The 26,024-nt window shown below is 70.9% G+C and carries 21 protein-coding genes; 8 read left to right on the top strand and 13 right to left on the bottom strand.

What is annotated here, in order from left to right; all coding sequences use genetic code 11:
• Positions 1 to 239 precede the first annotated feature (239 nt).
• Genes ACFFRH_RS38075 through ACFFRH_RS38085 form a run of 3 tightly spaced genes read right to left on the bottom strand, consistent with a single transcriptional unit; the run spans position 240 to position 2,005 of the window.
• A complete protein-coding gene (locus ACFFRH_RS38075) occupies positions 240 to 1,325 on the bottom strand; it encodes an alcohol dehydrogenase catalytic domain-containing protein (RefSeq protein ID WP_386162369.1) in 1,086 nt (361 codons plus the stop codon).
• A gap of 11 nt (positions 1,326 to 1,336) precedes the next feature.
• The gene (locus ACFFRH_RS38080; RefSeq protein WP_362872678.1) at positions 1,337 to 1,531 is read right to left on the bottom strand and encodes a ferredoxin; all 195 of its coding nucleotides are present in this window, start codon (positions 1,529 to 1,531) and stop codon (positions 1,337 to 1,339) included.
• 9 nt (positions 1,532 to 1,540) lie between these two features.
• Complete coding sequence (locus ACFFRH_RS38085; protein ID WP_386162370.1) at positions 1,541 to 2,005, bottom strand: pyridoxamine 5'-phosphate oxidase family protein; 465 nt, start codon at positions 2,003 to 2,005, stop codon at positions 1,541 to 1,543.
• Between the two features lie 76 nt (positions 2,006 to 2,081).
• Between ACFFRH_RS38085 and ACFFRH_RS38090 the strand changes: the two genes are divergently transcribed.
• On the top strand, positions 2,082 to 2,729 hold the full coding sequence (locus ACFFRH_RS38090) for a class I SAM-dependent methyltransferase (protein ID WP_386162372.1): 648 nt from the start codon (positions 2,082 to 2,084) through the stop codon (positions 2,727 to 2,729).
• Here the strand turns inward: ACFFRH_RS38090 and ACFFRH_RS38095 are convergent.
• The 6 genes from ACFFRH_RS38095 to ACFFRH_RS38120 all read right to left on the bottom strand — a co-directional run bounded on the left by ACFFRH_RS38095 (position 2,665) and on the right by ACFFRH_RS38120 (position 10,527).
• Positions 2,665 to 3,825 carry an enediyne biosynthesis protein UnbU gene (locus ACFFRH_RS38095; RefSeq protein WP_386162373.1) on the bottom strand — a complete coding sequence of 387 codons (1,161 nt, stop codon included), beginning with the start codon at positions 3,823 to 3,825 and terminating at the stop codon, positions 2,665 to 2,667. The two genes, ACFFRH_RS38090 and ACFFRH_RS38095, sit on opposite strands and share 65 nt — an antisense overlap.
• A complete protein-coding gene (locus ACFFRH_RS38100) occupies positions 3,822 to 5,930 on the bottom strand; it encodes a CRTAC1 family protein (protein ID WP_386162375.1) in 2,109 nt (702 codons plus the stop codon). Before ACFFRH_RS38100 ends, ACFFRH_RS38095 begins: the two co-directional genes overlap by 4 nt.
• Before the next feature lie 24 nt (positions 5,931 to 5,954).
• Positions 5,955 to 6,875 (bottom strand): DUF1702 family protein, encoded by a 921-nt coding sequence (locus ACFFRH_RS38105; protein ID WP_386162376.1) that lies wholly within the window; start codon positions 6,873 to 6,875, stop codon positions 5,955 to 5,957.
• A 572-nt stretch (positions 6,876 to 7,447) separates the two neighbouring features.
• Complete coding sequence (locus tag ACFFRH_RS38110) at positions 7,448 to 8,488, bottom strand: prenyltransferase (protein ID WP_386162429.1); 1,041 nt, start codon at positions 8,486 to 8,488, stop codon at positions 7,448 to 7,450.
• Positions 8,489 to 8,529: 41 nt separating this feature from the next.
• Positions 8,530 to 9,243 carry a class I SAM-dependent methyltransferase gene (locus ACFFRH_RS38115; RefSeq protein WP_386162378.1) on the bottom strand — a complete coding sequence of 238 codons (714 nt, stop codon included), beginning with the start codon at positions 9,241 to 9,243 and terminating at the stop codon, positions 8,530 to 8,532.
• 39 nt (positions 9,244 to 9,282) lie between these two features.
• A complete protein-coding gene (locus ACFFRH_RS38120; protein WP_386162380.1) occupies positions 9,283 to 10,527 on the bottom strand; it encodes a glycosyltransferase family 4 protein in 1,245 nt (414 codons plus the stop codon).
• Between the two features lie 291 nt (positions 10,528 to 10,818).
• On the opposite strand from ACFFRH_RS38120, the gene ACFFRH_RS38125 reads away from it, so the two are divergent.
• Together ACFFRH_RS38125 and ACFFRH_RS38130 are read left to right on the top strand one after the other, a co-directional pair.
• Entirely contained in the window at positions 10,819 to 11,847 is a 1,029-nt protein-coding gene (locus ACFFRH_RS38125; RefSeq protein ID WP_386162382.1) for a GDP-mannose 4,6-dehydratase, read from the top strand.
• 398 nt (positions 11,848 to 12,245) lie between these two features.
• Complete coding sequence (locus ACFFRH_RS38130) at positions 12,246 to 13,457, top strand: macrolide family glycosyltransferase (RefSeq protein WP_386162384.1); 1,212 nt, start codon at positions 12,246 to 12,248, stop codon at positions 13,455 to 13,457.
• Between the two features lie 37 nt (positions 13,458 to 13,494).
• Here the strand turns inward: ACFFRH_RS38130 and ACFFRH_RS38135 are convergent, their stop codons facing one another.
• From ACFFRH_RS38135 to ACFFRH_RS38150, 4 genes are all read right to left on the bottom strand, one after another.
• A complete protein-coding gene (locus ACFFRH_RS38135; protein ID WP_344749417.1) occupies positions 13,495 to 13,929 on the bottom strand; it encodes a DNA-binding protein in 435 nt (144 codons plus the stop codon).
• A gap of 58 nt (positions 13,930 to 13,987) precedes the next feature.
• Entirely contained in the window at positions 13,988 to 14,713 is a 726-nt protein-coding gene (locus ACFFRH_RS38140; protein WP_344749418.1) for a TetR/AcrR family transcriptional regulator, read from the bottom strand.
• Between the two features lie 225 nt (positions 14,714 to 14,938).
• On the bottom strand, positions 14,939 to 16,144 hold the full coding sequence (locus ACFFRH_RS38145; RefSeq protein ID WP_344749419.1) for a cytochrome P450: 1,206 nt from the start codon (positions 16,142 to 16,144) through the stop codon (positions 14,939 to 14,941).
• A 494-nt stretch (positions 16,145 to 16,638) separates the two neighbouring features.
• The gene (locus tag ACFFRH_RS38150) at positions 16,639 to 19,854 is read right to left on the bottom strand and encodes a glycosyl hydrolase family 95 catalytic domain-containing protein (protein WP_386162387.1); all 3,216 of its coding nucleotides are present in this window, start codon (positions 19,852 to 19,854) and stop codon (positions 16,639 to 16,641) included.
• 467 nt (positions 19,855 to 20,321) lie between these two features.
• Here ACFFRH_RS38150 and ACFFRH_RS38155 point away from each other — a divergent pair, with 467 nt between their 5' ends.
• The 5 genes from ACFFRH_RS38155 to ACFFRH_RS38175 all read left to right on the top strand — a co-directional run bounded on the left by ACFFRH_RS38155 (position 20,322) and on the right by ACFFRH_RS38175 (position 25,932).
• Positions 20,322 to 21,167 (top strand): fumarylacetoacetate hydrolase family protein, encoded by an 846-nt coding sequence (locus ACFFRH_RS38155; RefSeq protein WP_344749420.1) that lies wholly within the window; start codon positions 20,322 to 20,324, stop codon positions 21,165 to 21,167.
• Entirely contained in the window at positions 21,164 to 22,570 is a 1,407-nt protein-coding gene (locus tag ACFFRH_RS38160; RefSeq protein ID WP_344749421.1) for an L-fuconate dehydratase, read from the top strand. The genes ACFFRH_RS38155 and ACFFRH_RS38160 overlap by 4 nt, the downstream gene beginning before the upstream one ends.
• Positions 22,563 to 23,309, top strand: coding sequence for an SDR family NAD(P)-dependent oxidoreductase (locus ACFFRH_RS38165; RefSeq protein ID WP_344749422.1), 747 nt, complete (start codon positions 22,563 to 22,565; stop codon positions 23,307 to 23,309). Before ACFFRH_RS38160 ends, ACFFRH_RS38165 begins: the two co-directional genes overlap by 8 nt.
• Positions 23,310 to 23,374: 65 nt before the next feature.
• The gene (locus ACFFRH_RS38170) at positions 23,375 to 24,436 is read left to right on the top strand and encodes a sugar ABC transporter substrate-binding protein (RefSeq protein ID WP_344749423.1); all 1,062 of its coding nucleotides are present in this window, start codon (positions 23,375 to 23,377) and stop codon (positions 24,434 to 24,436) included.
• Positions 24,436 to 25,932, top strand: a complete 1,497-nt coding sequence (locus ACFFRH_RS38175) for a sugar ABC transporter ATP-binding protein (RefSeq protein ID WP_344749424.1) — start codon at positions 24,436 to 24,438, stop codon at positions 25,930 to 25,932. Before ACFFRH_RS38170 ends, ACFFRH_RS38175 begins: the two co-directional genes overlap by 1 nt.
• Positions 25,933 to 26,024 lie beyond the last annotated feature (92 nt).

Genomic DNA, 26,024 nt, shown 5'->3' on the forward strand with positions numbered 1-26,024 from the left:
CCGACGCGCTGGCCATCATCCGCAAGCTCAACGCCATCACCCCGCCCACCGCGGCCTTCGACGCCGCCTTCTCCTCGGACTGAATCTCCGGACCGAAGGCATCCTCGGAGTGAGGATCGCAGGCTGAGGCGCGCGGTGAACCACGCGGTGAACAGCGCGGTGAAAACGGCCGGGCCACCGGGCCGCCCCGCTCAGGTGGGCGGCCCGGTGGCCCGGCCGAGGCTCGGATCGGGCGTGCCTCAGTCCAGGACGACGACCTGGCGAAGCACCTCGCCGCCCCTGAGCGCCGCCACGGCGTCGTTGAGGTCGGCCAGCTTGATGCGAGAGCTGATCATGCTCTCCAGGTCGAGCTTGCCCGCCTTGTAGAGCCCGGCGAGGAACGGGAAGTCGCGGCGGACGTCCGAGCCGCCGTACAGCGAGCTGAGGATGTTCTTGCCCTCGAACAGCAGGCTGAAGGCGCTCAGCGGGACGTTGTCGTCCACGGCGCCCGCGCCCACCACGATCGTGTCGCCGCCCCGGCGGGTCGCCTGCCAGGCCGTCATGATGGCGGCGGACTTGCCGACGGCCTCGAAGCCGTAGTCGAACCCGGCGCCGCCGGTGAGCGTGCCGACCGCGTCCATGAGCTGGTCCGGGGTGATGGCGTGGGTCGCGCCGACCTTCTTGGCGAGGGCGTGCTTGGACTCCAGGGGGTCGATCGCGAGGATCGTGGTGGCGCCGGAGATGCGGGCACCCTGGATCACCGACAGGCCGATGCCGCCCGCGCCGACCACGGCGACGGTCGAGCCCGCCCGCACCTTGGCCGTGTTCAGCGCCGCGCCGACGCCGGTGGTGATCCCGCAGCCGATCAGGGCCGCCACCTCGAACGGCACGTCGGGATCGACCTTGATCGCGCCCTGCCAGGGCACCACGATCTCCTCGGACCAGGTGCCGCACCCGGCCATGCCGAACGCCGGGGTGTCGCCGCCGTAGCGGAAGCGGGCGTTGACGAAGCTGTCCATCACGTACGTCATGCACAGGAACGGCTGGTTCACCAGGCAGTTCGCGCAGCTGCCGCAGGCGGGGGTCCAGTTGATGATGACGTGGTCGCCAGGCCGCACCGAGGTCACGTGGTCGCCGACCTCGACGACCTCACCCGAGCCCTCGTGGCCGGGGATGATCGGCAGCGGCATGGGCAGCACGCCGCTGATCACCGACAGGTCCGAGTGGCAGACGCCGGTGGCCCTGATCTTGACGCGGACATCCGTCGGGCCTACCGGCGTGAGGGTGAAGTCGTCGCGGATGTCGAGCTTGTCGTCGCCGACGGCATGCAGAAGCGCACCACGCATGGGGGGTCCTCCTAGTTCTCCTCAAGGGAGAGGGCGGCTTTGGGACAGGACCGGACCGCGTGCCGGACGCGGTCCATCATCTCCGGCGGCGGCTCAGGCAGCAGCAGGTGCAGCTGGTCGTCGTCGTCGAGCTCGAAGACCTCTGGGGCGAGTCCCATGCAGACCGCATTGGCCTCACAGACCAGATAGTCGACGTTGATCTTCATACGGGCCTCCTAACCGGGAATGGCGAGCTTACGGTGATCCCAGGAGATCACTCGACTCGGCTCGACCACGAAGGCGACCCTTTTCCGGCCGGTGTAGGCCACGTATTCGGTAAGTAACTCCTCCGCGTCGGGCATCCCGGCCATCCGTCTGGCCACGTTCATGCCGACGCCGAGGATGCCCTCGGGGTCGTCGATCCTCCGCGCGACCCCGTAGACCAGGACGCCGCGCAGGTCGGAGTATTCGTCTCCGGCCTCGATCAGGCAGCTCACCCGGGCGTCGCGCTGGATGTTGAGTGTCTTCTGCGCCTTGCCGTAGGTCCAGAACGAGATCCTGCCCTCGGTCAGCCCGTAGAACATGGTCACCATGTGCGGTGTCCCGTCCGGGTTGATCGTGCCGAGTTGCAGCTTCCGCGACTCGCCGACGAAAGCCGTCACCTCGTCGTCGGACATCACGATGCGGGCGCGCTGGTTCACGGTGCAAAGTAGAACACGTTCCACAAGGGTGGGCAAGGGCATTCGGAATGTTGTTCGGTCTCGGTAGTCTGCTGCGATGAGCATCGCCACCATGCCGGCCGACCTGCTGTACGTCGCCCAGCGCGCCAAGGGATTCATGCCGCACCAGGAGGGAATCGCGCTGTTCGAGACCGCCGCCGAGTACGGGCCGCGCGGCCCGATCTGCGAGATCGGCAGTTACTGCGGGAAGTCCGCCGTCTACCTCGGGGCGGGGGCCCGGCAGGCCGGGTCCGTCGTCTTCACCGTCGACCACCACCGGGGCTCCGAGGAGATCCAGCCGGGCTGGGCCCACCACGACCCCACGCTGATGGACCTCCGCTTCGGCAAGATGGACTCGCTGCCCACGTTCCGTACCACCATCGCCTCCGCCGGCCTGGAGGACGAGGTCGTCGCGATCGTCGGCAGGTCCGAGCGCGTCGCCGCGCTGTGGAACACCCCGCTCGCGATGCTCTTCATCGACGGCGGCCACTCCGAGGACCCGGTGACCAAGGACTACGAGGGGTGGGCGCCGCACGTCATGCCGGGCGGTGCCCTGGTCTTCCACGACATCTACCCCGACCCGGCCAAGGGCGGGCAGGCTCCGTACCGCGTCTACCAGCGGGTCCTCGCCTCCGGCGCGTTCAAGGAGGTCCGGCAGGAGGGCTCGCTGCGGGTGCTCGAACGGGTCGGTCCCGGTATCGGCTGAGCTCCTCGCACGGCCCGCCCGCCGCCGGTCCGCCGGCACCGGGCGGGCCGGACCGGGCCCGAAGGGCCGCCCGGAGGCCCCGGCCCGCACCGACGGCCACCAGGGCGAGGAACAGCCCGGAGACCACGTGGAGCTGCACCAGCAGCCCGTAGGCCGCCGCCGTGGCCAGGCCGAACACGACCTGGTCACGCGGCTTCGCCGGGGACGTGGCGGGATCGACGATCATGTATCCGGTGTGGAGGGCGAAGGCCGTCCCGGTCATCGGCAGCAGGGCGCCGACCGTCGACATGTCGGTCAGCCCTCCCCTGACCAGCGCCTGCAGGACGAACCCGCCGACCCAGCCGAGGACCAGCGGCAGCCTCCCCGCGAGCCTGGCGTTCACCGCCGTCCCCCAGGCCAGCACGGCCAGCGGCACGACCAGGTCGAACGGACCCGAGACCCACGCGGTGAACTGGTACGCCGGGGCGAGGCCGACCCACGGGAACAGCAGCAGCACGGTGACGATCCCGAAGGCCGCCGGGTTCAGGAACGGCCTGCCCGGCGCGTCCTCGGCGCTCCGCCCCGCCCCGCCGGCCTCTCTCACCGTCTCCGGCGTCTCCCGCGCCTTCGGGACCCGCGGCGTCCGCGGTGCCGGTGGTGCCGCTGGTGCCTGTAGTGCCTGTGGTGCCGTCACGCGGAAGACGTACGTGCCGCCGACGCCGACGAGGACGGCCAGCGCGACCGGCATCAGGTGCCCGTTGCCGTACAGCAGCATCGCGCAGAGCAGGCCGCAGACGTAGGAGGGCAGGAAGAAGGCGGCGACCCGGGCGCGGGGGACCCCGAGGTAGCGGGGCGGGCGCCGCCGCGACCACGCCTCCACGGTCTCCAGGGTGAACTCGGCGGCCACGCCGGTGAGCACGCCGACCACCGGTGCCAGGCAGGACTGCTCGAACCCGAGCACGGTGTGCCCGAGCACGGTGATCAGGGTGAGGGACTCCGCCAGCCGCCGGAACGCCTCGTCCCGGTTCCGGTCGTCCCGCTTCGGGTCGTCCCGGTTCCGGTCGTCCCGGTTTCGGTCGTGCGGCTTCCGGTCGTCTCGTCCCGGGGCGGCGTTCATCGCCGCCGGATCTCCGAGGCGCGGCCGTCGGCGAGCAGGATCCGGTGCCAGCCGGGCTCCAGGGGCAGCGCCGCGGTACGGGCGCCGCCGCAGGTGTCCCTCCAGGAGATCTCGACGGGGACGGTGGCGCCCGGCAGGTCGTCGCCCAGGCCGAACAGCAGCTCGGGCGCGGAGACGCCGTTGTGGCCGTTGGCGGGGTAGAGCTGCCTGCTGCGCGTCACCCCGCCCGGCAGGCGCACCGTGGCGACGGCTCCGATGGCGGGCCGCGTCGGCCCGGGGCGCGCCTGTGCGGGGTGTGCCGATCCTGGCCGTGTCGGTTCGGGGTTCGCCGGTCCGGGGCCTGTCAGCCCGGGGCTCACCGTTCCGGCGTGCGTCGGCCCGGGGTGCGCCTGTCCCGTACGTGTCGGCGCGGGGGGTGTGGCGGGGGCGGTGCCGCAGGCACCCGCGGGGAGGCGGAGCCGCAGGCCCACGAACGGGGCCGTCGGGCCGTGGTTGCGGTAGAGCACCGACGCGGACCACTGGTTGGCGACCGCGAAGTCCAGCCGCCCGTCGTCGTCGACGTCGCCCACGGCGAACGCCCGGCTGACCGTGCCGCCGTCACCGCCGTCCCCGTTGCCGTCAACGCCGTCATCGCTGCCGCCGCTGACCCCGGCCCGCCGCGCCACGTCCACGTAGCGGCCGTCAGGACCCCTGGTGAAGAAGGTGTTGGTGTCACGGCCCGACAGGTCGTCCCCGGCCCGCAGGTCCGGCCACAGCGAGGGGCTGGAGAGGAGCAGGTCGTTGACCGACGCCGCCTCGCGCAGCTGCGCCCACCGGTCGACCTCACCCCTCACGAACCCGGTCGCGTGCATGATCTCGTCGATGCCGTCGTTGTCGAAGTCGGCGGCCTTGACGTCCCAGGACCAGCCGCTGCGGCTCAGCCCCAGCTCCTCGCCGAGGTCGTCGTAGGGCGCGTGACCCTCGTGGAGCCCGCCGGGCCGGGACACGAAGGCGAAGTTGCTCTCGTGCGGCGCGTGGTCGCCGGTGAGGTTGCTCACCAGGATGTCCGGCCTGCCGTCGGCGTTGAGGTCGGTGAAGGCCACCCCCATCCCCTGGAACGAGTCGCGGCCGAGGACCCGGGAGCGGGGAGTCGCCAGGCGCGGGGTGCCCCGGGCCTCGGTGAACCGGATCCTGCCGGGCACCGACTCGTTGACGAGCAGGTGGTCGGGGCCGAAGTCGTTGGCCACGTACAGCTCGGGCCGCCCGTCGCCGTCCAGGTCCTGGGTGCCCAGGGCGAGGGTCCAGCCCCCGCCCTCACCTTCGATCTCGTCGAACACCCCCTCGGCCTCGGTGAACAGCGCGGGTCCCGTCGCCCGGTAGAGCCGGTCGCCGCCCCCGTTGGCGGCGGCGGACAGCGAGTCGGGCATCACGGCGTCGCCGAGGTCGGCGCCGCCGCCCAGCACCCTGACGTCGTCGGGGAAGTAGTTGCCGAAGACCAGGTCGAGGCGGCCGTCGCCGTCGAAGTCCCCGGCCGTGGCGGCGCTGGTGTTCCAGATCTCCGGTTCGCCGGTCAGCGCGCGGTGGCGGAAGGCCGCACCGGACGGGGGCGCCCCGGGCACGCGCAGGAACAGGGAGGGGGAGCGGCCCCAGTAGTAGACGACCAGGTCCTCCCAGCCGTCCTGGTCGAGGTCGGCGGGCAGGCACCCGGTGGGCGCCTCGTGCCGCCCGCGCTCCGGGGGGACCAGCGTGAACGGCCGGTAGCGGCGGGAGGTCCCCGGCGCGGGCCTGACGGTCACCGTGTCGCGCCGGGGGTCGACCAGGCACAGGTCGTCGGCGACGACCTCGTCGTCCACGTCGAACAGGGCCACCCCGGCGCCCAGCGACGACACCCGGCTCCGGAGGTTCGCGTATCCCGGCGCGACCGGCCGCAGGGCGCGGTCACCGGGCTCCGCGGGCGGGCCCAGCCGTCTCGCGTGGAAGGAGAAGTCGGCGGACGCCTCCACGGCCGAGGTGTCCGGCAGGGCGGTCAGCCTCCACCCGGCGGTCGCGGCCACCAGGGCCAGGACTCCCGCCGCGTACCTGCGAACCCCCGGCACCGTTCCCACCGCCCTCCGGATCGTGGTCATGAGTGGTCGTAAGCGTCAGGGGTGTCATGAATCGCGGTCGCGTCGTGCCCAGGCCTTCCGGATCCCCGCCCGCCAGGCCTGGTAGTGGTCGTCGCTGTGCGGGTGGTGGCCCAGCGCGGCGAGCGCGGTGTCGGTCCAGCCCGCCGCCTCGTCCACCTCGGCCCCGCACAGCACGGGGGCGGCGGCGACGGTGTGCCCGGGGACGACGTCCGAGATCAGCCGGGCGGCGCAGGCGAGGGCCGCGCCCTGGGCGAGGTGGGCGCGGAAGCCGTCCTCGGCGGCGGCCGAGGAGAGCCGCCCCAGGTCCGCGGTGCTCGCGCCCCCGGTGTACGTGGCGGCGAGGCCCACCCCGCTCCACAGGTCGGCGCGGCGTCCCGCGGGGAACTCGGCGACGCGCAGCACGACGTCGTCCGTCCCCGCGCACTCGTGGAACCAGAGCATCCGGCCCAGCCCCTGGTCGAAGATCGCCCGTCGCGTCCGGTCCATCAGCCCGGCCGTGCGCTGGCGTCCCACCGTCCGGTCGGAGGAGAGGAAACCCTGGTGGAAGCCGAAGCCGTCGTGGGCCAGCCAGCGCAGCAGCGGATGCACCGAGTGGACCCCCCACATCGGCCGCAGCCGCATGCGGGCGTACGCCCGGCCGGTGCCCAGGTGGACGAGGTGCGGGTAGCGCAGGCCCTGCCCGCTCAGCAGCTCCCTGAGCCGGCGCCCGCCGGTGAGGGTGAGCACGTCGAGGGTGGCGCAGGCCATGCCCGCGCCCTCGTACGCGAAACCGCGCAGGTCCTCGCGGAGGTCGTCGATCCGGTCTGTCTCCCCGGCGACCACCGCGTTGAAGCCGGAGACGAACGCCTCTCCCGTGCCCTCCAGGAGATCGCGCGCCGGCCCCAGCCGGAACCGCCGCACCCCGAACCCCATTCGGGCGGGGTCCTGCCACAGCAGCCGGGCCACGCCCCTCGGCCTGGTCGGGGTGAGGGACCTCGGAGGTGGCGGAGGGGATGACGGGACCGATGCCTCCAGCGGGTTCGAGGGTCCGGAGAGGTGCGGGGGCTCTGCCGGGTTCGGGGGCTCTGCCGGGTTCGGGGACTCTGCCGGGTTCGGGGACTCTGCCGGGTTCGGGGGCTCGGGCGGGTTCTTCGAGGCTTCGGGCGGGCTGGAGGGCTCCGCCGGGTTCGAGGGGCCGGGAGGATTCGGGGGCTCGCGGCGGGACGGAGGGACGACGCCGTCGCCCTGAGTCACCGTGCGAGTGCCCTCCGCGTTGCTCACGGACCCGAACGTAGTGAGCCGCCCTCGGCCCTTCAAGCACCGCGTTTCCGATTCCGTGCAAAGAATTCCGCGCGGGAAACCGCCGAGGGGCGGGCCGGGAGTCCCCGCCGGGCCCGTCGGTGCGGGATTCGCATCGCCCCGCGCGACCTCACCGTGACCGTGGCTGAGGTCGTGTCCGTGGTCGTGGCCGGTGCTGAGGTCGAGGTCGAGGTCGAGGTCGAAGTCGTGGCGGGTCGACGGGGAGTGCGGGGAGGGAACTAGCCTCTGGAGCGGGCGTGGCTGCAGCCGCAGGCGGCGGTGGGCCGGTCGGTCACGTGCGTGCCCGCGTCGCGGAAGACGCCCGAGGCGGGGGTGTGCCCGGCCAGCGCGTCGGCGGCGAGCACGACCGCGGCCGCGGTGTAGGCCGAGCGCTCGTGCGGGAAGTGCTTCTCGTTCACGAACTGCCAGCCGGTCCAGTACGAGCCGTCCTCGTGCCGCAGGTGCTGCATGTCCGAGAAGAGCCGCGACGCCCGCTCCCGGTCGCCCAGGGCGTCGAGGGCGAGCACCAGCTCGCACGTCTCGGCACCGGTCACCCACGGCTGGTCGGAGACGCAGCGGATGCCGAGGTCGGGCTCCACGAACGTGTCCCACTCCTCGGCCAGCCGTGCCTCCGCGGCCGGGCCGCGCACCGCGCCGCCCAGGATCGGGTAGTACCAGTCCATCGAGAAGCGGCTCTTGTCGGCGAACGCCTCGGGGTGGGCGGCCAGCACGTGGCCGAGCTGGTCGGCGGCGAGTTCCCAGTCGGGCTGCGGATCGTCCAGGTGCTCGCCGAGCAGTACGCCGCAGCGCAGGCCCTGGTGGACGGAGGCGCAGCCGGTCAGCAGGGCGTACCCGGCGGGCCTGCCGTCGGCCGCGCGCTCCCAGACGATCTCACCTCGGGTGGTCTGCAGGCCGACCACGAAGTCCAGCGCGGCCCGGACGACCGGCCACATCCGCCGGGCGAAGTCCTCGTCCCCGGTCACCAGCAGCTCGTGCCAGACGCCGACCGCGACGTACGCGGCGTGGTTGGACTCCCCGCCCTGCTCGACGGCCTCGCCCCCGACCAGCTTCATCGGCCAGGAACCGTCGGCCCGCTGCGTGCGGACCAGCCAGTCGTACCCCCGGCGGACCGGCTCGGTCAGTCCCGCCACGCTCATCGCCATCAGGCACTCGATGTGGTTCCAGGCGTCCACGTGTCCCTCGGGCCACGGGACACCGCCGTCGGGCTCCTGCACCGCCGCGATGCTCCGCGCGGTCTGGACGACCTGTTCCCACTGCATTTCCCACCCCGTGGAGCCGCTCACCGCTTCTCCCTCGGAGCTCACGCAGGCTTCCGGACGTAGAGCACCACGCTCTTGCCGATGAGCGGGTTGAGTACCGCCTCGGCGATCCTGGTGGCGGCGGGACGCTTCATGATGTCCCAGACCAGCAGCTCGTGGTACGCCTTGGCCAGCGGGTGGTCGTCGTTGCCGACGCCGACCGCGCACTTGATCCACCAGTACGGCGCGTGCAGGCCGTGGGCGTGGTGGTGCGGGCCGATGGTGAAGCCCGTCGACTTGAGCTTCGCGCTCAGCTCGGCCAGCGTGTAGATGCGGACGTGTCCGCCGGGAGCGGTGTGGTACGCCTCGTCGAGCGCCCAGCAGATCCGTTCCGGCAGGAAGCTCGGCACGGTGACGGCCGCCTGACCGCCCGGCTTGAGCACCCGGAAGATCTCGCGCATCGCGGCCATGTCGTCGGGGATGTGCTCCAGCACCTCGGCCGCGATCACCCGGTCGAAGCTGCCGTCCTCGAACGGCATGTCGAGCGCGTCGCCCGTCACGGTGTCCGCCGTCGCCTCGGGCGGCACCTCCCCGGCCTTGTCCATCGCGGCGAACATGCTCGCCACGCCCTCCAGCTCCCTGGCGTCCATGTCGAAGGCCACCACGTCGGCACCGCGCCGCAGTACCTCGAAAGCATGCCGTCCGCCGCCACAGCCCAGGTCCAGGACGCGGTTCCCCGGTCCCACGGGCAGCCGGTCGAAGTCGACAGTCAGCACTCGCCGCTCCTCTTCACAAGTGGTCGTTCGGGATGTCGCTCACGTCGCGCGGCGGGCCTGGATGGCCTCGTGGTAGGCCTCCACGGTCCGCTTGGCGACGACGTTCCAGGTGAAGCGCTCCATCACCCGGTCGTAGCCCTTCCTGCCCACCGCCGCCCGCTCCTCGGGGGAGTCGTGCAGGCGGCGCAGTACCGCGGCCAGCTCCTCGGGGTCGCCCGGGGCCACCTGCACGGCGGCGTCGCCGACGACCTCGGGCAGCGCCCCGGTGCGGCTGGCGACCAGCGGGGTGCCGCAGGCCATGTGCTCGACGGCCGGGAGCGAGAAGCCCTCGTACAGGGAGGGGACGACCGAGATCTCCGAGGTGGCGATGAGCTCGCCCAGCTCGGTGTCGGAGATGCCGTGGACGAACCTCACCCGGTCGTGCAGCGCCAGCTCGGCGACGAGCTTCTCGGTCGGGCCGCCGGGGGTGGGCTTGCTGACCACGGTGAGGTTGACGTCGCGCTCGGTGGCGAGCTTCGCCACCGCCCGCAGCAGCGTCGCGACGCCCTTCATCGGGGAGTCGGCGCTGGCCACCGCGACGATGGAACCGGGCCGCTTGGGCATCTCCGGGCGCGGGTGGAAGTAGCGGGTGTCGACGCCCAGCGGGATGAGCCGCATGTTCTTCTGGGGCACGTTGAAGTCGCGGTGGATGTCGGCGAGGGACGACTCGCTGACGGTCAGGATCGGGTTGAGCCGAGGCGCGACCTTGGCCTGCATGCGGACGAAGCCGTACCAGCGCCGCATCGGGATCTTCTTGCGCAGCGTCGCGGCCTTCAGCTCGATGCGCCGGTCCACGCTGATCGGGTGGTGGATGGTCCCGACCACCGGGAACAGCTTCTGGATGCCGAGCACGCCGTAGCCGAGGGTCTGGTTGTCCTGCACGACGTCGAAGTCGCCGACGCGCTTCCTCAGCTCGCGGTAGGCCCGCAGGCTGAAGGTGAGCGGCTCGGGGAATCCGGCGGTCCACATGGTGCCGACCTCGAGCAGGTCGATCCAGTCGCGGTACTCGCGCAGCCCGGGGGTGCGGAAGGGGTCCTCGTCGCGGTACAGATCCAGGCTGGGAATCTTGGTGAGGACGACGCCCTCGTCGAGCTCCGGGTAGGGCTGGCCGGAGAAGACCTCCACGCTGTGCCCGAGGGCGACCAGCTCGCGACTGAGATGACGCAGGTAGACGCCCTGCCCACCGCAGGTCGGCTTGCTGCGGTACGACAGCAGCGCGACGCGCAGTGATTCAGCACCCGGCACGGCAACCCCCTTCTCAACCTGTCCGAAAAGGGGACAGGTACCGTGAAAGATGACCTTAGTCCTCGGACCCTACCATTCGTGAGCTCTGTTGTACCTGATGTGGAATTGTGCCTAGATCGTGCTTCACGGCGTGCGAACTGGGAAGTTAGCCTTACCGAGCGTGATTCGGTGTAACGCGTTCTAGGTGCGCGGCGGGGTGATGATGCCTGCCGGGAGGTGTGCGGGTACATTCGCCATCAAACGGCACAAGACCAGGCATAGGTCGCCACCCCCGCAAGCGAGGAGGACGCGTTGGCCAGGCGCGCGCTGATCACCGGTATCACCGGGCAGGACGGTTCCTATCTGGCCGAGTGCCTGCTCGGTCAGGGCTACGAGGTCTCCGGACTGGCCCGAGGGCAGGCCAACCCGCGCGTATCGCGGCTCCGTAAGCTCCTCCAGGACGTCCAGCTCGTCCGGGGCGACCTGCTCGACCAGGGCTCGCTGATCTCCGCCGTCGAGAAGGTCCAGCCCGACGAGGTCTACAACCTCGGCGCCATCTCGTTCGTCCCCATGTCGTGGGAGCAGGCCGAGCTCACCGCCGAGGTGACCGGCATGGGCGTGCTGCGCATGCTGGAGGCGATCCGGGTCTGCTCCGGCATCTCCTCCTCGCGCACGGTGGCCGGGTCGGACCAGATCCGCTTCTACCAGGCCTCCTCCTCGGAGATGTTCGGCCAGGTCCGCGAGACCCCGCAGACCGAGATCACCCCCTTCCACCCCCGCTCGCCGTACGGCGTGGCCAAGGCGTACGGGCACTTCCTGACGCAGAACTACCGCGAGTCGTACGGCATGTACGCGGTGTCGGGGATCCTGTTCAACCACGAGTCCCCGCGCCGGGGGGCCGAGTTCGTCACCAGGAAGGTGACGCTCGGCGTGGCCAGGATCAAGCTCGGCCTCGCCTCCGAGCTGCGCCTGGGCAACATGGAGGCGCGCCGCGACTGGGGGTTCGCCGGGGACTACGTCCGCGCGATGCACCTGATGCTCCAGGCGGCCACGCCGGAGGACTACGTGATCGGCACCGGCCGCACCCACACCGTCCGCGACCTCGTGGAGGCCGCCTTCGCCGCCGCCGGGCTCGACTGGGAGCGGTACGTGGTCACCGACCAGAACCTGCACCGTCCGGCGGAGGTCGACCTGCTCTGCGCCGACCCGAAGAAGGCCCGCGTCCAGCTCGGCTGGGAGCCCACGGTCACCTTCGAGGAACTGGTGGCGATGATGGTCGAGTCGGACGTCAAGCTGCTCTCCGAGGGCGGCGACCCCGACCAGGACTCCTCCTGGCCCTGAGCCTCCCCGTTCCAGGGCCTCCCCGTTCCAGGGCCTCCTCGTTCCGGGCCTCCCGCCCCCGAGACTCCCGCCCCCGAGACTCCCGCCCCCGTGCCTCCTGCTCCTGGGCCTTTCCCGTCCCCGGGTTTCCGGTCCCGGGCCGGGCCGTGGCGGCCAGGGCGGCCAGGGCGGCCCGTGGCGGCCTTGGCCCGGCGCCGAGGTGGCCCCGAGTGACCTCTGGAACGGCGCCGGGGTGCCCTGCGCTCTCGTCTGACCTGACCCCGTAGGCTCCCGCACGCTAGACGGGCCGGAACGTCTCGCCTTGACGGCGTGCGTGACAGGGGCGATGCTGTATCCACTAACGAGACGGTACGTATCGTTTCTCTTGGAGCCCCGAAAGATCAGACAGAGGAGAAACCATGTCCCGACGTGCGCACATCGCGATGGTCAGCATCCCCGCGCCGGGCCACGTGAACCCGAGCATCGAGGTGATCAGGGAGCTGGTGGCGCGGGGACACCGGGTGACCTACGCCAACGACCCCTCCTTCGCCGAGGTGGTCACAGGTGCCGGGGCCGAGTTCGTCCCGTACACCTCGACCCTGCCCATGGGCGATTCCGCCGCGTGGCCGGAGGACACGATCGCCCAGCTCGACGTCTTCCTCGACGACGCGATCTCGATGCTGCCGCAGCTCCGCGCCGCGTACGAGAACGACCGGCCCGACCTCTTCCTCTACGACATCGGGGGCTACACCGCCCGGGTGCTCGCGGAGAACTGGGGCATCCCGCTGATGCAGCTCTCGCCGACCTACGTGGGCTGGGAGGGCTACCGGGAGGACATGGCGCCGATGCTGGAGGAGCTGAGGAGGGCTCCGGGCGGGGCCGAGCACTACCGGCGGTTCGAGGAGTGGCTGCGCGGCAACGGCATCCACGGCATCGACTCCGACGACTTCGGGGGCCGCCCGCCACGGGCGCTGGCGCTCATCCCGAAGGTCATGCAGCCCAACGCCGACCGGGTCGACCCCGCCCGGATCACCTTCACCGGGCCCTGCTTCGCCACCCGCCCCCACCAGGAGCCCTGGGCCCGCCCCGAGGGAGCGGAGAAGGTGCTGCTCGTCTCCCTGGGCTCGGCCTTCACCAACCTGCCGGACTTCTACCGCTCCTGCCTGGCGGCCTTCGGCGACCTGCCCGGCTGGCACGTCGTCCTCCAGGTCGGGAGGTTCGTGGACCGGGCGGAACTCGGGGTGATCCCCGCCAACGTCGAGGTGCACCCCTGGGTGTCGCAGCTGTCGATCCTGGAGCAGGCCGACGCGTTCGTCACCCACGCGGGCATGGGCGGCTCCCAGGAGGGCCTGTACTGCGGCGTCCCGATGATCGCCGTCCCGCAGGCCACCGACCAGTTCGGCAACGCCGACAGGCTCGTGGAACTCGGGGTCGGCCGCCGGATCGACACCGAGGAGGCCACCCCCGAGGCGCTGCGCGCCGCCCTGCTCGACCTCACCTCGGACCCGGAGGTGGCGGCGCGGCTGGCGAAGCTCCGGGACGAGGTCCGGGGCGAGGGTGGTACCGTCCGCGCGGCCGACCTGATCGAGGAGCTGCTGGAGACCGGGGCCGCACCGCGCGAGGTCTCCTGAGCCGGCTCCCCGGCCGACTCGGGGATCGGCTCCGGGGTCAGCGGGCGGTGGTGCGGCCCGCCAGGCGTTCGTAGCGCTGCTTGGCGGCCTGGGGGGTGGCGAGGCCGAGACCGAACGCGATCTCCTGCCAGGTGAGGCCGCGGCCCCGCGCCACGAGGAGGAGCGCCGCCTCCAGCTCGTCCATCTCCGCGCGGGCCCGGGGCAGGAGGGTGAGGGCGGCGGTGATGTCGGCGTGGTCCACCTCCGGCTCGTCCTCCTCGCGCCGGACGCTGCCGCTCAGCAGGAACGTCACGAGCCTGACGGCCTCGTGGGGGCCGAGGACCGTGGGGTGGACCTGCCGGAGACGCCGGCCCTCGTCGGCCGCGTGCCGCTCGGCGATGCGCGAGAGGGAGGCGTACTCGCGGTGCGCCCGGGTCAGGCCCGGGTCGGGGGGCGTGAAGGGGTCGGATGATCCGTCGTGAGAAGCGGGCATGCGACCAGGATGCGTCAGCAAACAACCCGTTGTCAACATAATGAATTCAACAAAATGTTTAAGCGATGGGCGGGGGGAGGGCCGCGGCGATGCAGTCGAGGACGCGCTCCAGCCCGTACCGGAACCGGTCGTCGCGGTTCAGGTGCGGCGGGCGCGCCTCCGTCGCGATCTTGGTGAAGATCGGATACTCCCCGCTCTCCAGCAGCTGCCGAATGTGCGGGGAACTGCGCGCCAGCCACTGCGACTCGCTCAGCCCACTGCGGCGGACCTCCTCGGCCCAGCTCACCTCGTCGCGGACGACGCCCTCGACGTAGGCGTTCAGGATGGCCATGAGGCCGAGGTTCTCGTCGATGGGGACGTGGGCGTCGAGGGCTCCCATCACCCGTTCGATCAGGAGCAGCTGGTTGGGGCCGAAGCCGGGCAGCGAGCGGTGCACGGTGACGACCCACGGGTGTCGCAGCCACATCGCCCGCAGCTCGTCGGCGTAGCGTGCCAGGTCCGCGCGCCAGTCACCGGACGGCAGGCCCGTGACGTCGATCTCGCCCATCAGGCGGTCGGCCATGAGCGTGAGGAGGTCGTCGCGGCTCGGGACGTACCGGTACAGCGACATCGCGCCCGCGCCGATCTCGGCGGCGATCCGCCGCATGGTGGCGGCCTCCAGCCCTTCGGCGTCGGCGATCCGGACCGCCGCCTCGGTGATCTGCGCGCGGCTGTAGGCCGGTTTCGGCCCGCGGGCCGGGCGCTCCGGCCGCATCCAGATGCTGACGTACTCGGCGTCGGTCACCGTTCCACCCCCCGCTTGCGTACATCGTACTCAGTGGGGTGATCGCGGAGGGGCCGGATCGCCGGGACGACGAGGAGGCCGAGGACCGGCCACTCGTGGCGCCGAACCCCCGTCCGGCGCCTTCCCGCTCGCCTCCTCCCCGGCTCGACGTCGGCGAGCCGGGGAGGGGGCGCGGTGGAAACGCGCGGGGACGCGGTGGGGGACGGCCGCTTCCCGCGGCGGGCCTCAGGCGACGGAGACCGGCAGGTCCTTGATGCCGTTGATGAAGTTGGAGCGCAGGCGGCGGGCCTCGCCGGCCTGCTCCAGGCCGGGCAGCCGCTCGGCCAGCACCTCGAAGAGGACCCGCAGCTCCAGCTTGGCGAGGTGGTTGCCCAGGCAGAAGTGGGCCCCGCCGCCGCCGAAGCCGATGTGCGGGTTGGGGTCGCGGCCGATGTCGAAGACACCCGGGTCGGCGAACACCTCCTCGTCCCGGTTCGCGGAGCTGTAGAAGACCACGATCTTGTCGTTCTCCTTGACCTCCTGCCCGCCGATCGTCGTGTCGGTGGTGGCCGTACGGCGGAAGAGGTTCACCGGGGCGACCCAGCGGACGATCTCGTCGGCCGCGGTGCGGGCGAGGGCGCGGTCGGCGACCAGCCGCCGCCACTGCTCGGGGTGCTCGAAGAAGGCGAGCATGCCGCCCGAGGCCGCGTTGCGGGTGGTCTCGTTGCCCGCCACCACGAGCAGCAGCACGAACAGGTCGAACTCCTCCTCGGTGAGGGTCTCCCCGGCGGCGTCGGGCATGATCAGCTTGGTGACGATGTCCTCGCGGGGCTGCGCGCGCCGCTCGGCGGCCAGGGTGTTGGCGTAGGCGTAGACCTCCGCGGCCGCGTTCGTGCCCTCGTCGGGGTCGGCCGCGTAGTCGGGGTCCTCGGCGCCGATCATCTGGTTGGACCAGTTGAAGATCTTGTCGCGGTCCTCGACGGGGGCGCCGAGCAGCTCGCAGATCACGTACAGCGGCAGCGGGGCGGCGATGTCACGGACGAAGTCGACCGAACCGCGTCCCTTGGCCTCGTCCACCAGCTCGTGGCAGATGTCGCGGATGTGCCCCTCCAGGGCGCCCATCATGCGCGGGGTGAAGCCCCGGTTGACCAGGGAACGACGCCGGGTGTGGTCCGGCGGGTCCTGGTTGAGCATCATCATCCGCTGCAGGGCCATCTGGTCCTCGGGCATCTCGTTGAAGAGCGCGAGCTTCCTGCTGGAGGAGAACAGGTCGGAGCGGCGGGAGACCTGCACCACGTCGGCGTGCTTGGTGACCGCCCAGAAGCCGGGCCAGCCCCGCTCGGCGTCGCCCGGGTGCGCGTAGACCGGGGCGTTCGCCCGCAGCCAGGCCAGCTGATCGTGAGGGGCGCCGTTCCGCCAATAGAAGTCCTGGTCGACCAGATCGATATCCATTGGTCCTCCTGCGAGCCGGGTCGGCGTTCTCGTGACGCGGCGACGCGGTTCATTGTCGGTGCGGCCTGGGGGTGCGGTCAGCGGCGTACCCCTACCTGTTCGCTGAGAATCCATCGCGAACGTGGTGATGGCGGGACTTTCCGATGTTCCCGCCTCCCGTCCGGGGCACGCCGAGTCACCAAGCGCTTGATCAGGCGTTTGGTGACTCTTCTTTCTGAAACGTGTTCTATTACGGCGGGGGGGCCTCGTCAAGTTAGGACCCCGGACAGCGACCCCGGACAGCGACCCCGGACAGCGGCCCCACGGCGGCCCCGGGCAGCGGTCCTGGGCGGCGGTCCTGGACAGCGCCCCGGGCACGGCCTCAGACGCCGCACACGGCCGTGAGGCCCGCGACGCGTGCGCGCCCCGGGCCTCACGGGATGGGATTCAGGATCGGCCCCGGCGGGGAGCCGGAGGCTGATCGCGTACGGGAAGGGGTGGGAAAAGGCGCGGGATCAGAACGCGATGTCGCGCCAGGTGCCCACCTCCGCGGCGGTGAGGGCCTTCGGCAGGATGGCCATCCGGTCGACCGCGCCGGTCAGGCGCTGGCCGCCGTCCTGGTCGGCGGCGAAGCGCAGCGGCCGGGCGGTGCAGCCGGTGATGCCGTCGGTGGTGGCGTTGCCGCCGCCGACCCGGACGCCGTCGACGTAGGTGTTGATCACGCCGTTGCGGTTCATGGTGACGACGAGGTCGATGTAGCGGCCGGTCGGGATCGTCCCGCTCAGCCCCACGTTCTGCCCGGCGCCGATGAAGCGCAGGGTGTTGGAGGGGGTGAGGTCGACGATGATCCCGTCGGTGCCGGGGTTGCCGCCGGGCTGGGAGTCGAAGAGCCTCCGGTAGCCGGTCCCCCCGATCTTGACCTCGGCCGCGAACGTCGCCTCGGGCATGTAGCCCAGCAGCGTGCTCCCGGTGGTGAGGTAGGTCGAGCCGTTCAGGACCAGCCCGCTGCCGCTCGGGGCCGTGGTGTCGTAGGTCGCCGTGCCGACGACGGTGGCGTTCCTGCCGCTGCCGGAGCTGTCGGTCACGGTCGTGCCCGACGTCGGGTCCCAGGCGACGACGGCCCGGTCCGTCGGCGGGGTGACGCACGGGTTGAGGCCGACGGCCGCCGAGCTGCCCGCCTTCCAGCCGTCGCCCGAGAGTTCCGCCGAGATCCGCGCGGACCTGGTCCCGTTCGCGGGGCCGACGGCCACGGAGAACGAGAAGGTCTTCGGGCTGCCCGGCGAGACGGCGGGCACCTGGATCGAGGCGGGGGTGGCGGTCCAGCCCTGCGGCAGGGCGAGGGTCAGCGTGCCGGCGGGCACGTCCTTCGTGCCGGGCGCGCTGACGGTGACGGTGACCGGGATCGTCTCGCCGGCGCCCGCGATCACGGGTGCGGTGATCTTGACGGTCACCCCGTTGACGATCGTGTAGGACTCCCCGTCCTTGGCGTCGATGGTGATGACGTCGCCGTCGCGGGGCGGGTTGATCGTCTTGCCGCTCGCGTCCTCGACGTGGTAGCGGCCGGTGAGCATGGCGGCGCGGACCTTGAGGGGGCCGGACCTCCCCGCGCGCACGGTGACTCTGTCGGCGTTGCCGTCCTTCCACGAGGCGTCCACGGCCGCGTCGCCCCGGGCGCGCAGGCCGGTGACCGAGCCGTTGGACCAGGCCGACGGCAGCGCGGGCAGTACGTGGATCGTGTCGTGCTGGCTCTGCAGCAGCATCTCGGCCATGCCGGAGGTGGCGCCGAAGTTGCCGTCGATCTGGAACGGCGGGTGGGTGTCCCACAGGTTGTCCAGCGTGGAGCTCTTGAGCTGCTCGCTGAGCATCTTGTGCGAGTGGTCGCCGTCCAGCAGGCGGGCCCAGAAGTTGACCTTCCACGCCTTGCTCCAGCCGGTGCCGCCGTCGCCTCGCGCGGTGAGCGAGATCTTGGCCGCCTCGGCCTCCGGGGTACCGGCCGTGATCTGCCGTCCGGGGTGCAGGGCGAACAGGTGGGAGACGTGCCGGTGGTCGTTGCGAGGATTGTCCAGGTCCTGCTTCCACTCCTGGAGCTGTCCCCAGGAACCGATCCGGATGCCCGGGTCGAGCTTGGCGAGCGCGGCCGTCAACTCGGCCTGGAAGGGCTTGTCGTTCTTCAGCTCCTTCGCCGCCTCCAGGGTGTTGGTCAGCAGGTCGTAGACGATCTGCTGGGACATCGAGGCGCCCGCCGTGAAGTCGCCCTGCTCGGGGGAGTAGCTGGGGGAGACCACGAGCTTGCCGTCACGCGGGTCGGTGTAGAGGTTGTCCAGCCAGAACTCGGCCGCGCCCTTCATCACCGGGTACGCCGTGCCGCGCAGGTACTTGTTGCTGCCGCTGAAGCGGTAGTGGTCGTACATCTGCTGGGTCAGCCACGCCGCCGCGTCGGGGAACCAGAACGAGGTCGCCCAGTTGTGCACGCCGGTGAAGCCGAACGGGTTGGTCTCGTTGTGCACCACCCAGCCGCGCGACCCGAACATCTCCTGCGCGGTCTTCTGGCCGGGGGCGACCATCGACTGGATGTAGCGGTCGTAGGGCTCGGTCGTCTCGGCGAGGTTGGTCTGCTCGGCGAGCCAGTAGTTCATCTGCAGGTTGATGTTGACGTGGTAGTCGGCCGACCAGGGTGGATTGGTGGAGTTGTTCCACACGCCCTGCAGGTTGGCCGGGAGCGACCCCTCCCTGGAGGAGGCGATCAGCAGGTAGCGGCCGTAGGCGAAGAACAGCGCCTCCAGCGCCCGGTCGTCGGTCGAGGCGCCGCCGGTGTACGCCGCGCGCAGCCTGTCGGTCGGGATGGACGGCGCCTTCTGCCCGAGGTCCAGCTTGACCCGGTCGAACAGGTTCCGGTAGTCGGTCAGGTGCTTGGACTTGAGCCCCTCGTACGACCTGCCGGCGGCCGCGTCGACCGCCGCGGTCACCTTGGCGTGCGGGTCCTCGCCCCGGTACGTCGGGTAGACGTCGGAGTAGTCGGTGCCCGCCGACAGCACGAACATCGCGCTGTTGGCGCCCGTGACGGTGATCCTGTCGGTGCCGTCGGTGCGGGTGCCGCCCTGGGTGATCACCTGGACCTGCGACTCGAACTTCATGCCGTTGTCGGCGAGCACGCCCCTGACGGTGAGGCGGCCCTTGGAGACCGAGACCTGCTTGTCGTTGCGGGGCGAGGAGGTGCGCAGCGTGAAGGAGACCTTACCGGCCTTGTCAGCGGAGATCCGGCCGACGACGACGTTGCTGGGGTGGCTGGCGAAGTACTCGCGGGAGTAGGTCACCCCGTCCGCGGTGTAGCCGACCTTGGCGACCGCGTCGCGCAGGCTCAGCTCCCGCCGGTAGCCGCCGGCGGCGCCCGCGGGGATCTGGGGCATGTCCAGCCAGAGGTCCCCGAAGGTCTGGTAGGAGCCGAAGCCGCTCTTGGGCTGTCCGAGCTTGGCCGCCACCGCCTCGGGAGACATCTTGCCGTCACGGTCGATCTGCGCTCTGACCTCGGCGATCGCGTTCGGCCGGGGGGAGGTCCAGTTGCCGAAGTCGTAGTTGTTCGCGCCGGGGCCGCCGGTCCACAGGGACTTCTCGTTGAACTGGATCTGCTCGGTGTTCACTCCGCCGAAAACCATGGCGCCCAGCGCGCCGTTGCCGATCGGCAACGCCTGGGTCTCCCAGTCGGTGGCCGGTTTGTCATACCAGAGCGTCAAGTCATCGGGTGTATCTGCCTGCGTCACGTTCGCCGACAACTCCGCGTTGGCTGAACTCTGACCGTATAAGCCGGTGGCGAGGGTGAGGACGGCGAGGAGGGCGACGCCGAGACGTCGTCGTGGGGGGTGGGGCAACGGATTCCTCCGATCACAGGGCGGGACTGTTTCAAGGAGATAGCACCGAAATTCCGCCGTAACAAGCCTCATCCTCCGATGTTTATCGACGATTGATCACTTTTGTGCCTTTCATCACCGCGAACGTCCTAGATGATCTCTGTTTCCGCCCGCGCGAGGAAATCCGATGACCGGAGGGCAAAGTTGGAGGGGGATCCGGTATAACCCCTGCAAGCTGCGGTTTCTCCTCGATAACGGATCGGACGTATCCGCCCGTGAGGGGTTGACATCGAGGTTCGGCGTCGTTCAGCATCACGAGACAAGACATCCGATGTATCAACGAAGGGTGCGGTGTGAAGCTGCTGCGAGTGGGACCCGTCGGCCAGGAGCGACCGGCCGTCCTGGACGGGGCCGGTAACCTCCGCGAAATCTCGGAAGCCGAGATCGACGGGGCTTTCTTCGCTTCCGGGGGAGTGGCTCGTGTCCGAGAGGCGCTGGAGCGGGACGAGCTTCCCGTGCTGGAGGCCGAGGGGCTGCGGATCGGCGCCCCGATCGCGCGGCCAGGGAAGATCGTGTGCGTCGGGCTCAACTACCGCGACCACGCGGAGGAGACGAACGCCGCGATCCCGGCCGAGCCGATCATCTTCATGAAGGCTCCCAACACGATCGTCGGGCCCGACGACGAGGTGCTCATCCCCAGGGACAGCGTGAAGACCGACTGGGAGGTCGAGCTCGCCGTCGTCATCGGCGAGACGGCCCGCTACGTCGAGACGCACGAGGAGGCGCTGTCCAAGATCGCGGGCTACGCCATCTCCAACGACGTCTCCGAGCGCGAGTTCCAGCTGGAGCGCGGCGGCCAGTGGGACAAGGGCAAGTCCTGCGAGACCTTCAACCCGCTCGGCCCCTGGCTGGTCACCGCCGACGAGATCGCCGACCCGCAGTCCCTGGGCCTGCGCCTGTGGGTGGACGGCGCGCAGTTCCAGAACGGCGACACCAAGAACATGATCTTCACCGTGGCGGAGATCGTCCGCTACCTCAGCCGGTTCATGGTCCTCGAACCCGGTGACCTCATCAACACCGGCACCCCGGCCGGCGTCGCGCTCGGCCTGCCCGGCAAGCCGTACCTGCGGGCCGGGCAGATCGTGGAGCTGGAGATCGACGGCCTCGGGAGCCAGCGACAGACCGTGGGGCAGGCATGAGCGACAGGATCGACACCCGCGAGGACACGGCCGCGAACACGGCCGTGGACACGGCCGGGAGTGAGACGGGTGGCGCGGTGGAGGCGGCCGAGGGAGTCCTGGCGGGGGTCGGCGCGTACCGCATCACCTCGATGGAGACCCACGACATCCGCTTCCCCACCTCGCTGGAGCTCGACGGCTCCGACGCGATGAACCCCGACCCCGACTACTCGGCCGCCTACCTCGTCCTGCGGACCGACGACGGGTTCGAGGGCCACGGCTTCGCCTTCACCATCGGGCGCGGCAACGAGGTGCAGACCGCCGCGATCAGGGCGCTGGAGCCGTACGTGCTCGGCAAGGACGTCGAGGACATGGGCGCGCTCTGGAAGGACATGGTCCACGACTCCCAGCTGCGCTGGCTCGGCCCGGAGAAGGGCGTCATGCACATGGCGATCTCCGCCGTGGTCAACGCGCTCTGGGACCTCAAGGCCAAGCGGGCGGGCCGGCCGCTCTGGCTGCTGCTCGCCGAGATGTCCCCCGAGGAGCTCGTCGACCTCGTCGACTTCCGCTACCTCACCGACGCGCTCACCCCGCAGGAGGCGCTGGACATCCTGCGCGCCGCCGAGCCCGGCAGGCGCGAGCGTGTGGCCCACCTGCGCGAGCACGGCTACCCGGCCTACACGACCTCCCCCGGCTGGCTCGGCTACGGCGACGACAAGCTGCGCCGCCTGTGCAAGGAGGCGATGGACGAGGGCTTCACCCAGATCAAGCTGAAGGTCGGCGCCGACCTGGAGGACGACAGGCGGCGGATGCGCATCGCCCGCGAGACCTGCGGCGAGGACTTCCCCATCGCGATCGACGCCAACCAGCGCTGGGACGTCGACTCCGCCATCGCCTGGGTGAACGCCCTCGCGGAGTTCCGCCCGCACTGGGTGGAGGAGCCGACCAGCCCCGACGACGTGCTCGGCCACGCCGCCATCGCCCGGGGCATCGCGCCCATCCCGGTGGCCACCGGCGAGCACGTCCAGAACCGCATGGTCTTCAAGCAGCTCCTGCAGGCCGGCGCGATCTCCTACCTGCAGATCGACGCGGCCCGCGTCGCGGGCGTGAACGAGAACGTCGCGATCCTGCTGCTCGCCGCCAAGTTCGGCGTCCCGGTCTGCCCGCACGCGGGCGGGGTCGGCCTGTGCGAGCTGGTGCAGCACCTGTCGATGTTCGACTACGTCGCGGTGAGCGGCTCGATGGAGGGCAAGGTGATCGAGTACGTCGACCACCTCCACGAGCACTTCGTCGATCCCGTGGTGATCGAGAACGGTGCCTACGCCGCGCCGAGCCGGCCCGGTTTCGGAGCGGCCATGCACGCCGCCTCGATCATCGACTACACCTTCCCCGACGGCCCGGTATGGAGGTCCCTCAATGGGTGAGTTCGACGGCCTGCGCGCCCTGGTCACCGGTGGCGGCTCCGGCATCGGCCTGGCCACCGCCACCCTGCTGGCCGAGCGGGGCGCGAGAGTGGCCTCCCTCGACATCAACTCCTCCGGCGGCCCGTTCATCGAGGTCAGGGCGGACGTCACCGACGAGGAGGCGGTCAACGTGGCCGTCGCCCAGGCCGCCGAGCAGCTCGGCGGCCTGGACATCCTGGTCAACAACGCCGGGATCGGCGCCGCCGGGACGATCGAGGACAACCCCTACGAGGAGTGGTCCAGGGTCCTGGACGTCAACGTCCTGGGCATCGTCCGGGTCACCCGGGCGAGCCTGCCGCACCTGCGCCGCTCGGCGCACGCCGCGATCGTCAACACCTGCTCGATCGCGGCGACGGCGGGACTGCCCCAGCGGGCGCTCTACAGCGCGTCCAAGGGGGCCATCCTGTCGCTGACCCTGGCGATGGCGGCCGACCACGTCCGCGAGGGCATCCGGGTCAACTGCGTCAACCCCGGCACCGCCGACACCCCCTGGGTGCAGCGCCTGCTCGACGCGGCCGAGGACCCGGCGGCAGAGCGGGCGGCCCTGGAGGCCCGCCAGCCGACGGGCCGCCTGGTGAGCGCCCCGGAGGTCGCCGCGGCGATCGCCTACCTCGCGAGCCCGCTCGCGGCGGCCACCACCGGCACGGCCCTGGCCGTGGACGGCGGGATGCAGGGGCTCAGGCTCCGACCGAAATCATGACCGGGCTCCACGCGTCGGTCGAGAAACAGTTCACCCCCCAGATAGCTTTGAATCGAGGCAACGGTATGAAAATCGGACCCGCGGCGACAGGTGCGGCACTGCTCGCGATCTCCTTCACCCTCTCCGCCTGCGGATCGTCGGAGCCCGCCGGCACCGCGGCCCAGCCGGCCGGTGACGCGTCCGCCGCCGCCGCGGGCGGCAAGGTCGGCATCGACTTCCCCCGCACCGACTCCGACTTCTGGAACTCGTACAACAAGTACGTCCCCCAGATGGCGACCGAGCTGGGCGTCGACCTGATGCCGCCGACCAACTCGCAGAACGACGTGGCCAAGCTGGTCGCCAACACCCAGGCCCTCACCGGCCAGGGCGCCAAGGTGATCGTGATGGCCCCGCAGGACACCGGCGCCATCGCCTCCACGCTGCAGACGCTGGAGGGCAAGAACATCCCCGTCGTCACCGTGGACACCCGCCCCGACAAGGGCAAGGTCTACATGGTCGTGCGCGCCGACAACAAGGCGTACGGCACGCAGGCGTGCGAGTTCCTCGGCGAGAAGCTCGGCGGCAAGGGCAAGGTCGTCCAGCTCATGGGCGCGCTCTCGTCGATCAACGGCCGTGACCGGGCCGAGGCGTTCCGCGGCTGCATGAAGGACAAGTTCCCCGGCATCACGGTCTTCGAGGAGCCGACCGAGTGGGAGGGCACGAAGGCCGCCTCCATGCTCCAGACCCGTCTTGAGCAGCACCCGGACATCAAGGGCGTCTACATGCACGCCGGAGGCGTCCACCTCGCCCCCACCCTCCAGGTGCTCAAGGCCAAGGGCCTGATCGTGCCGCCGGAGGACCCCAAGCACGTCTTCGTGATCTCCAACGACGGCATCCCGCAGGAGTTCGAGGCGATCCGCAAGGGTGAGATCGACGCCACGGTCTCCCAGCCGGCCGACCTCTACGCCAAGTACGCGCTCTTCTACGCCAAGGCCGCGTCCGAGGGCAAGACCTTCCAGCCCGGCCCGACCGACCACGACAGCACGATCATCCAGCTGCCGAACGGCCTTGAGGACCAGCTCCCCGCTCCGCTGGTCACCAAGGAGAACGTGGACGACCAGGCTCTCTGGGGTAACCAGGTCAAGTGATGACATCTTCCGTCAAGGCAGTCGAGGCGCTTGGGATCACCAAGCGCTTCGGCCCGACCACCGCGCTCGACGGTGCCGGGATCGCCATCACCGAGGGGGAGACGCACGCGCTCGTCGGCAGGAACGGCGCGGGCAAGTCCACGCTGGTGTCGATCCTGACCGGGCTCCAGCGTCCCGACGAGGGCGAGGTCCGCTTCGCCGGGCAGCCCGCGCCGTCGCCGGCCGACCGGGACGCCTGGCGGCAGAGGGTCGCGTGCGTCTACCAGAAGTCGACGATCATCCCCACCCTGTCCGTCGCGGAGAACCTCTTCCTGAACCGTCAGACAGAGCGGGGCAGGATCAGCTGGCGGAGCCTTCGCACGCGGGCCCGCCAGCTCCTTGAGCAGTACGGCGTGGACGTCGACGCCGAGACCATGGCCGGGGACCTGGGGGTCGAGCAGCGCCAGCTGCTGGAGATCGCCAGGGCGCTGTCGTTCGGCGCCCGGTTCATCATCCTGGACGAGCCCACCGCGCAGCTCGACGGCCCGGCCATCCAGCGGCTCTTCGACCGGATGCGCTCCCTGCGCGAGCAGGGCGTCACGATGATGTTCATCTCCCACCACCTGGAGGAGGTGTACGAGATCTGCCAGAGCGTCTCGGTCTTCCGCGACGCCCGGCACATCGTCACCGCCCCGGTCGGCGACCTGCCCCACGACCGGCTCGTGGACGCGATGACCGGCGAGGCCACCGCCGCCTACGAGTACCGCACCCGGACGGTCGCCCCCTCGGCCCCCGTGGTGCTGTCCGCGCGGACGCTCAGCCTCGCCGGGCGCTACGAGGACGTGGACCTGTCCGTCAGGGCGGGGGAGATCGTCGGTCTCGCCGGTTCCGGCAGCAGCGGCAAGGTCGGTCTCGCCGAGACCCTGGTCGGCCTGCACCGGGCCGACACCGGGACGGTGACCGTGAACGGCACCGACATCAAGCAGGGCGACGTGCCCTCCGCGCTCCGCGCCGGGCTCGGGTTCGTCCCCCAGGACAGGCACCACCAGGGGTTCGTGCCGCTGCTGTCGATCGCCGAGAACGCGACCATCCCGATCGCCCACAAGCTCGGCCGCTACGGCGTGGTCTCCCCGGCCCGCCGCCGCGAGCGCGGCACCCGGATGATCGACCTGCTGGACATCAAGACGACGGGCCCCGACCAGCCGGTGGCCGACCTGTCCGGCGGCAACGCCCAGAAGGTGGTGCTGGCCAGGGCGCTCGCCGACGACCCGAACGCGCTCGTGGTCATCAACCCGACCGCCGGGGTGGACGTCAAGGCCAAGCACTCCCTGCTCGGCGCCGTGGAGGACGCGGCCGAACGGGGGGCGGGGGCCGTACTGGTCTCCGACGAGCTCGACGACCTGCGAATCTGCGATCGCGTCCTCGTCATGTTCCACGGCAGGATCGTCAAGGACGTGCCGCGCGGCTGGACCGACAACGAGCTGGTGGCGGCGATGGAAGGTATCGACCACTCTTGACATCCTCCTCGCCCTGAAGGGCGGGGATTCCCACGGTCGCCCGTGAGGGTTCCTGCTTCACCGCCAACTGCCCGTCAGAGAGGACTCTCTGT

It is taken from the genome of Streptosporangium vulgare (assembly GCF_042428775.1).
In the GTDB taxonomy this organism is placed as follows: Bacteria; Actinomycetota; Actinomycetes; order Streptosporangiales; family Streptosporangiaceae; genus Streptosporangium; species Streptosporangium vulgare.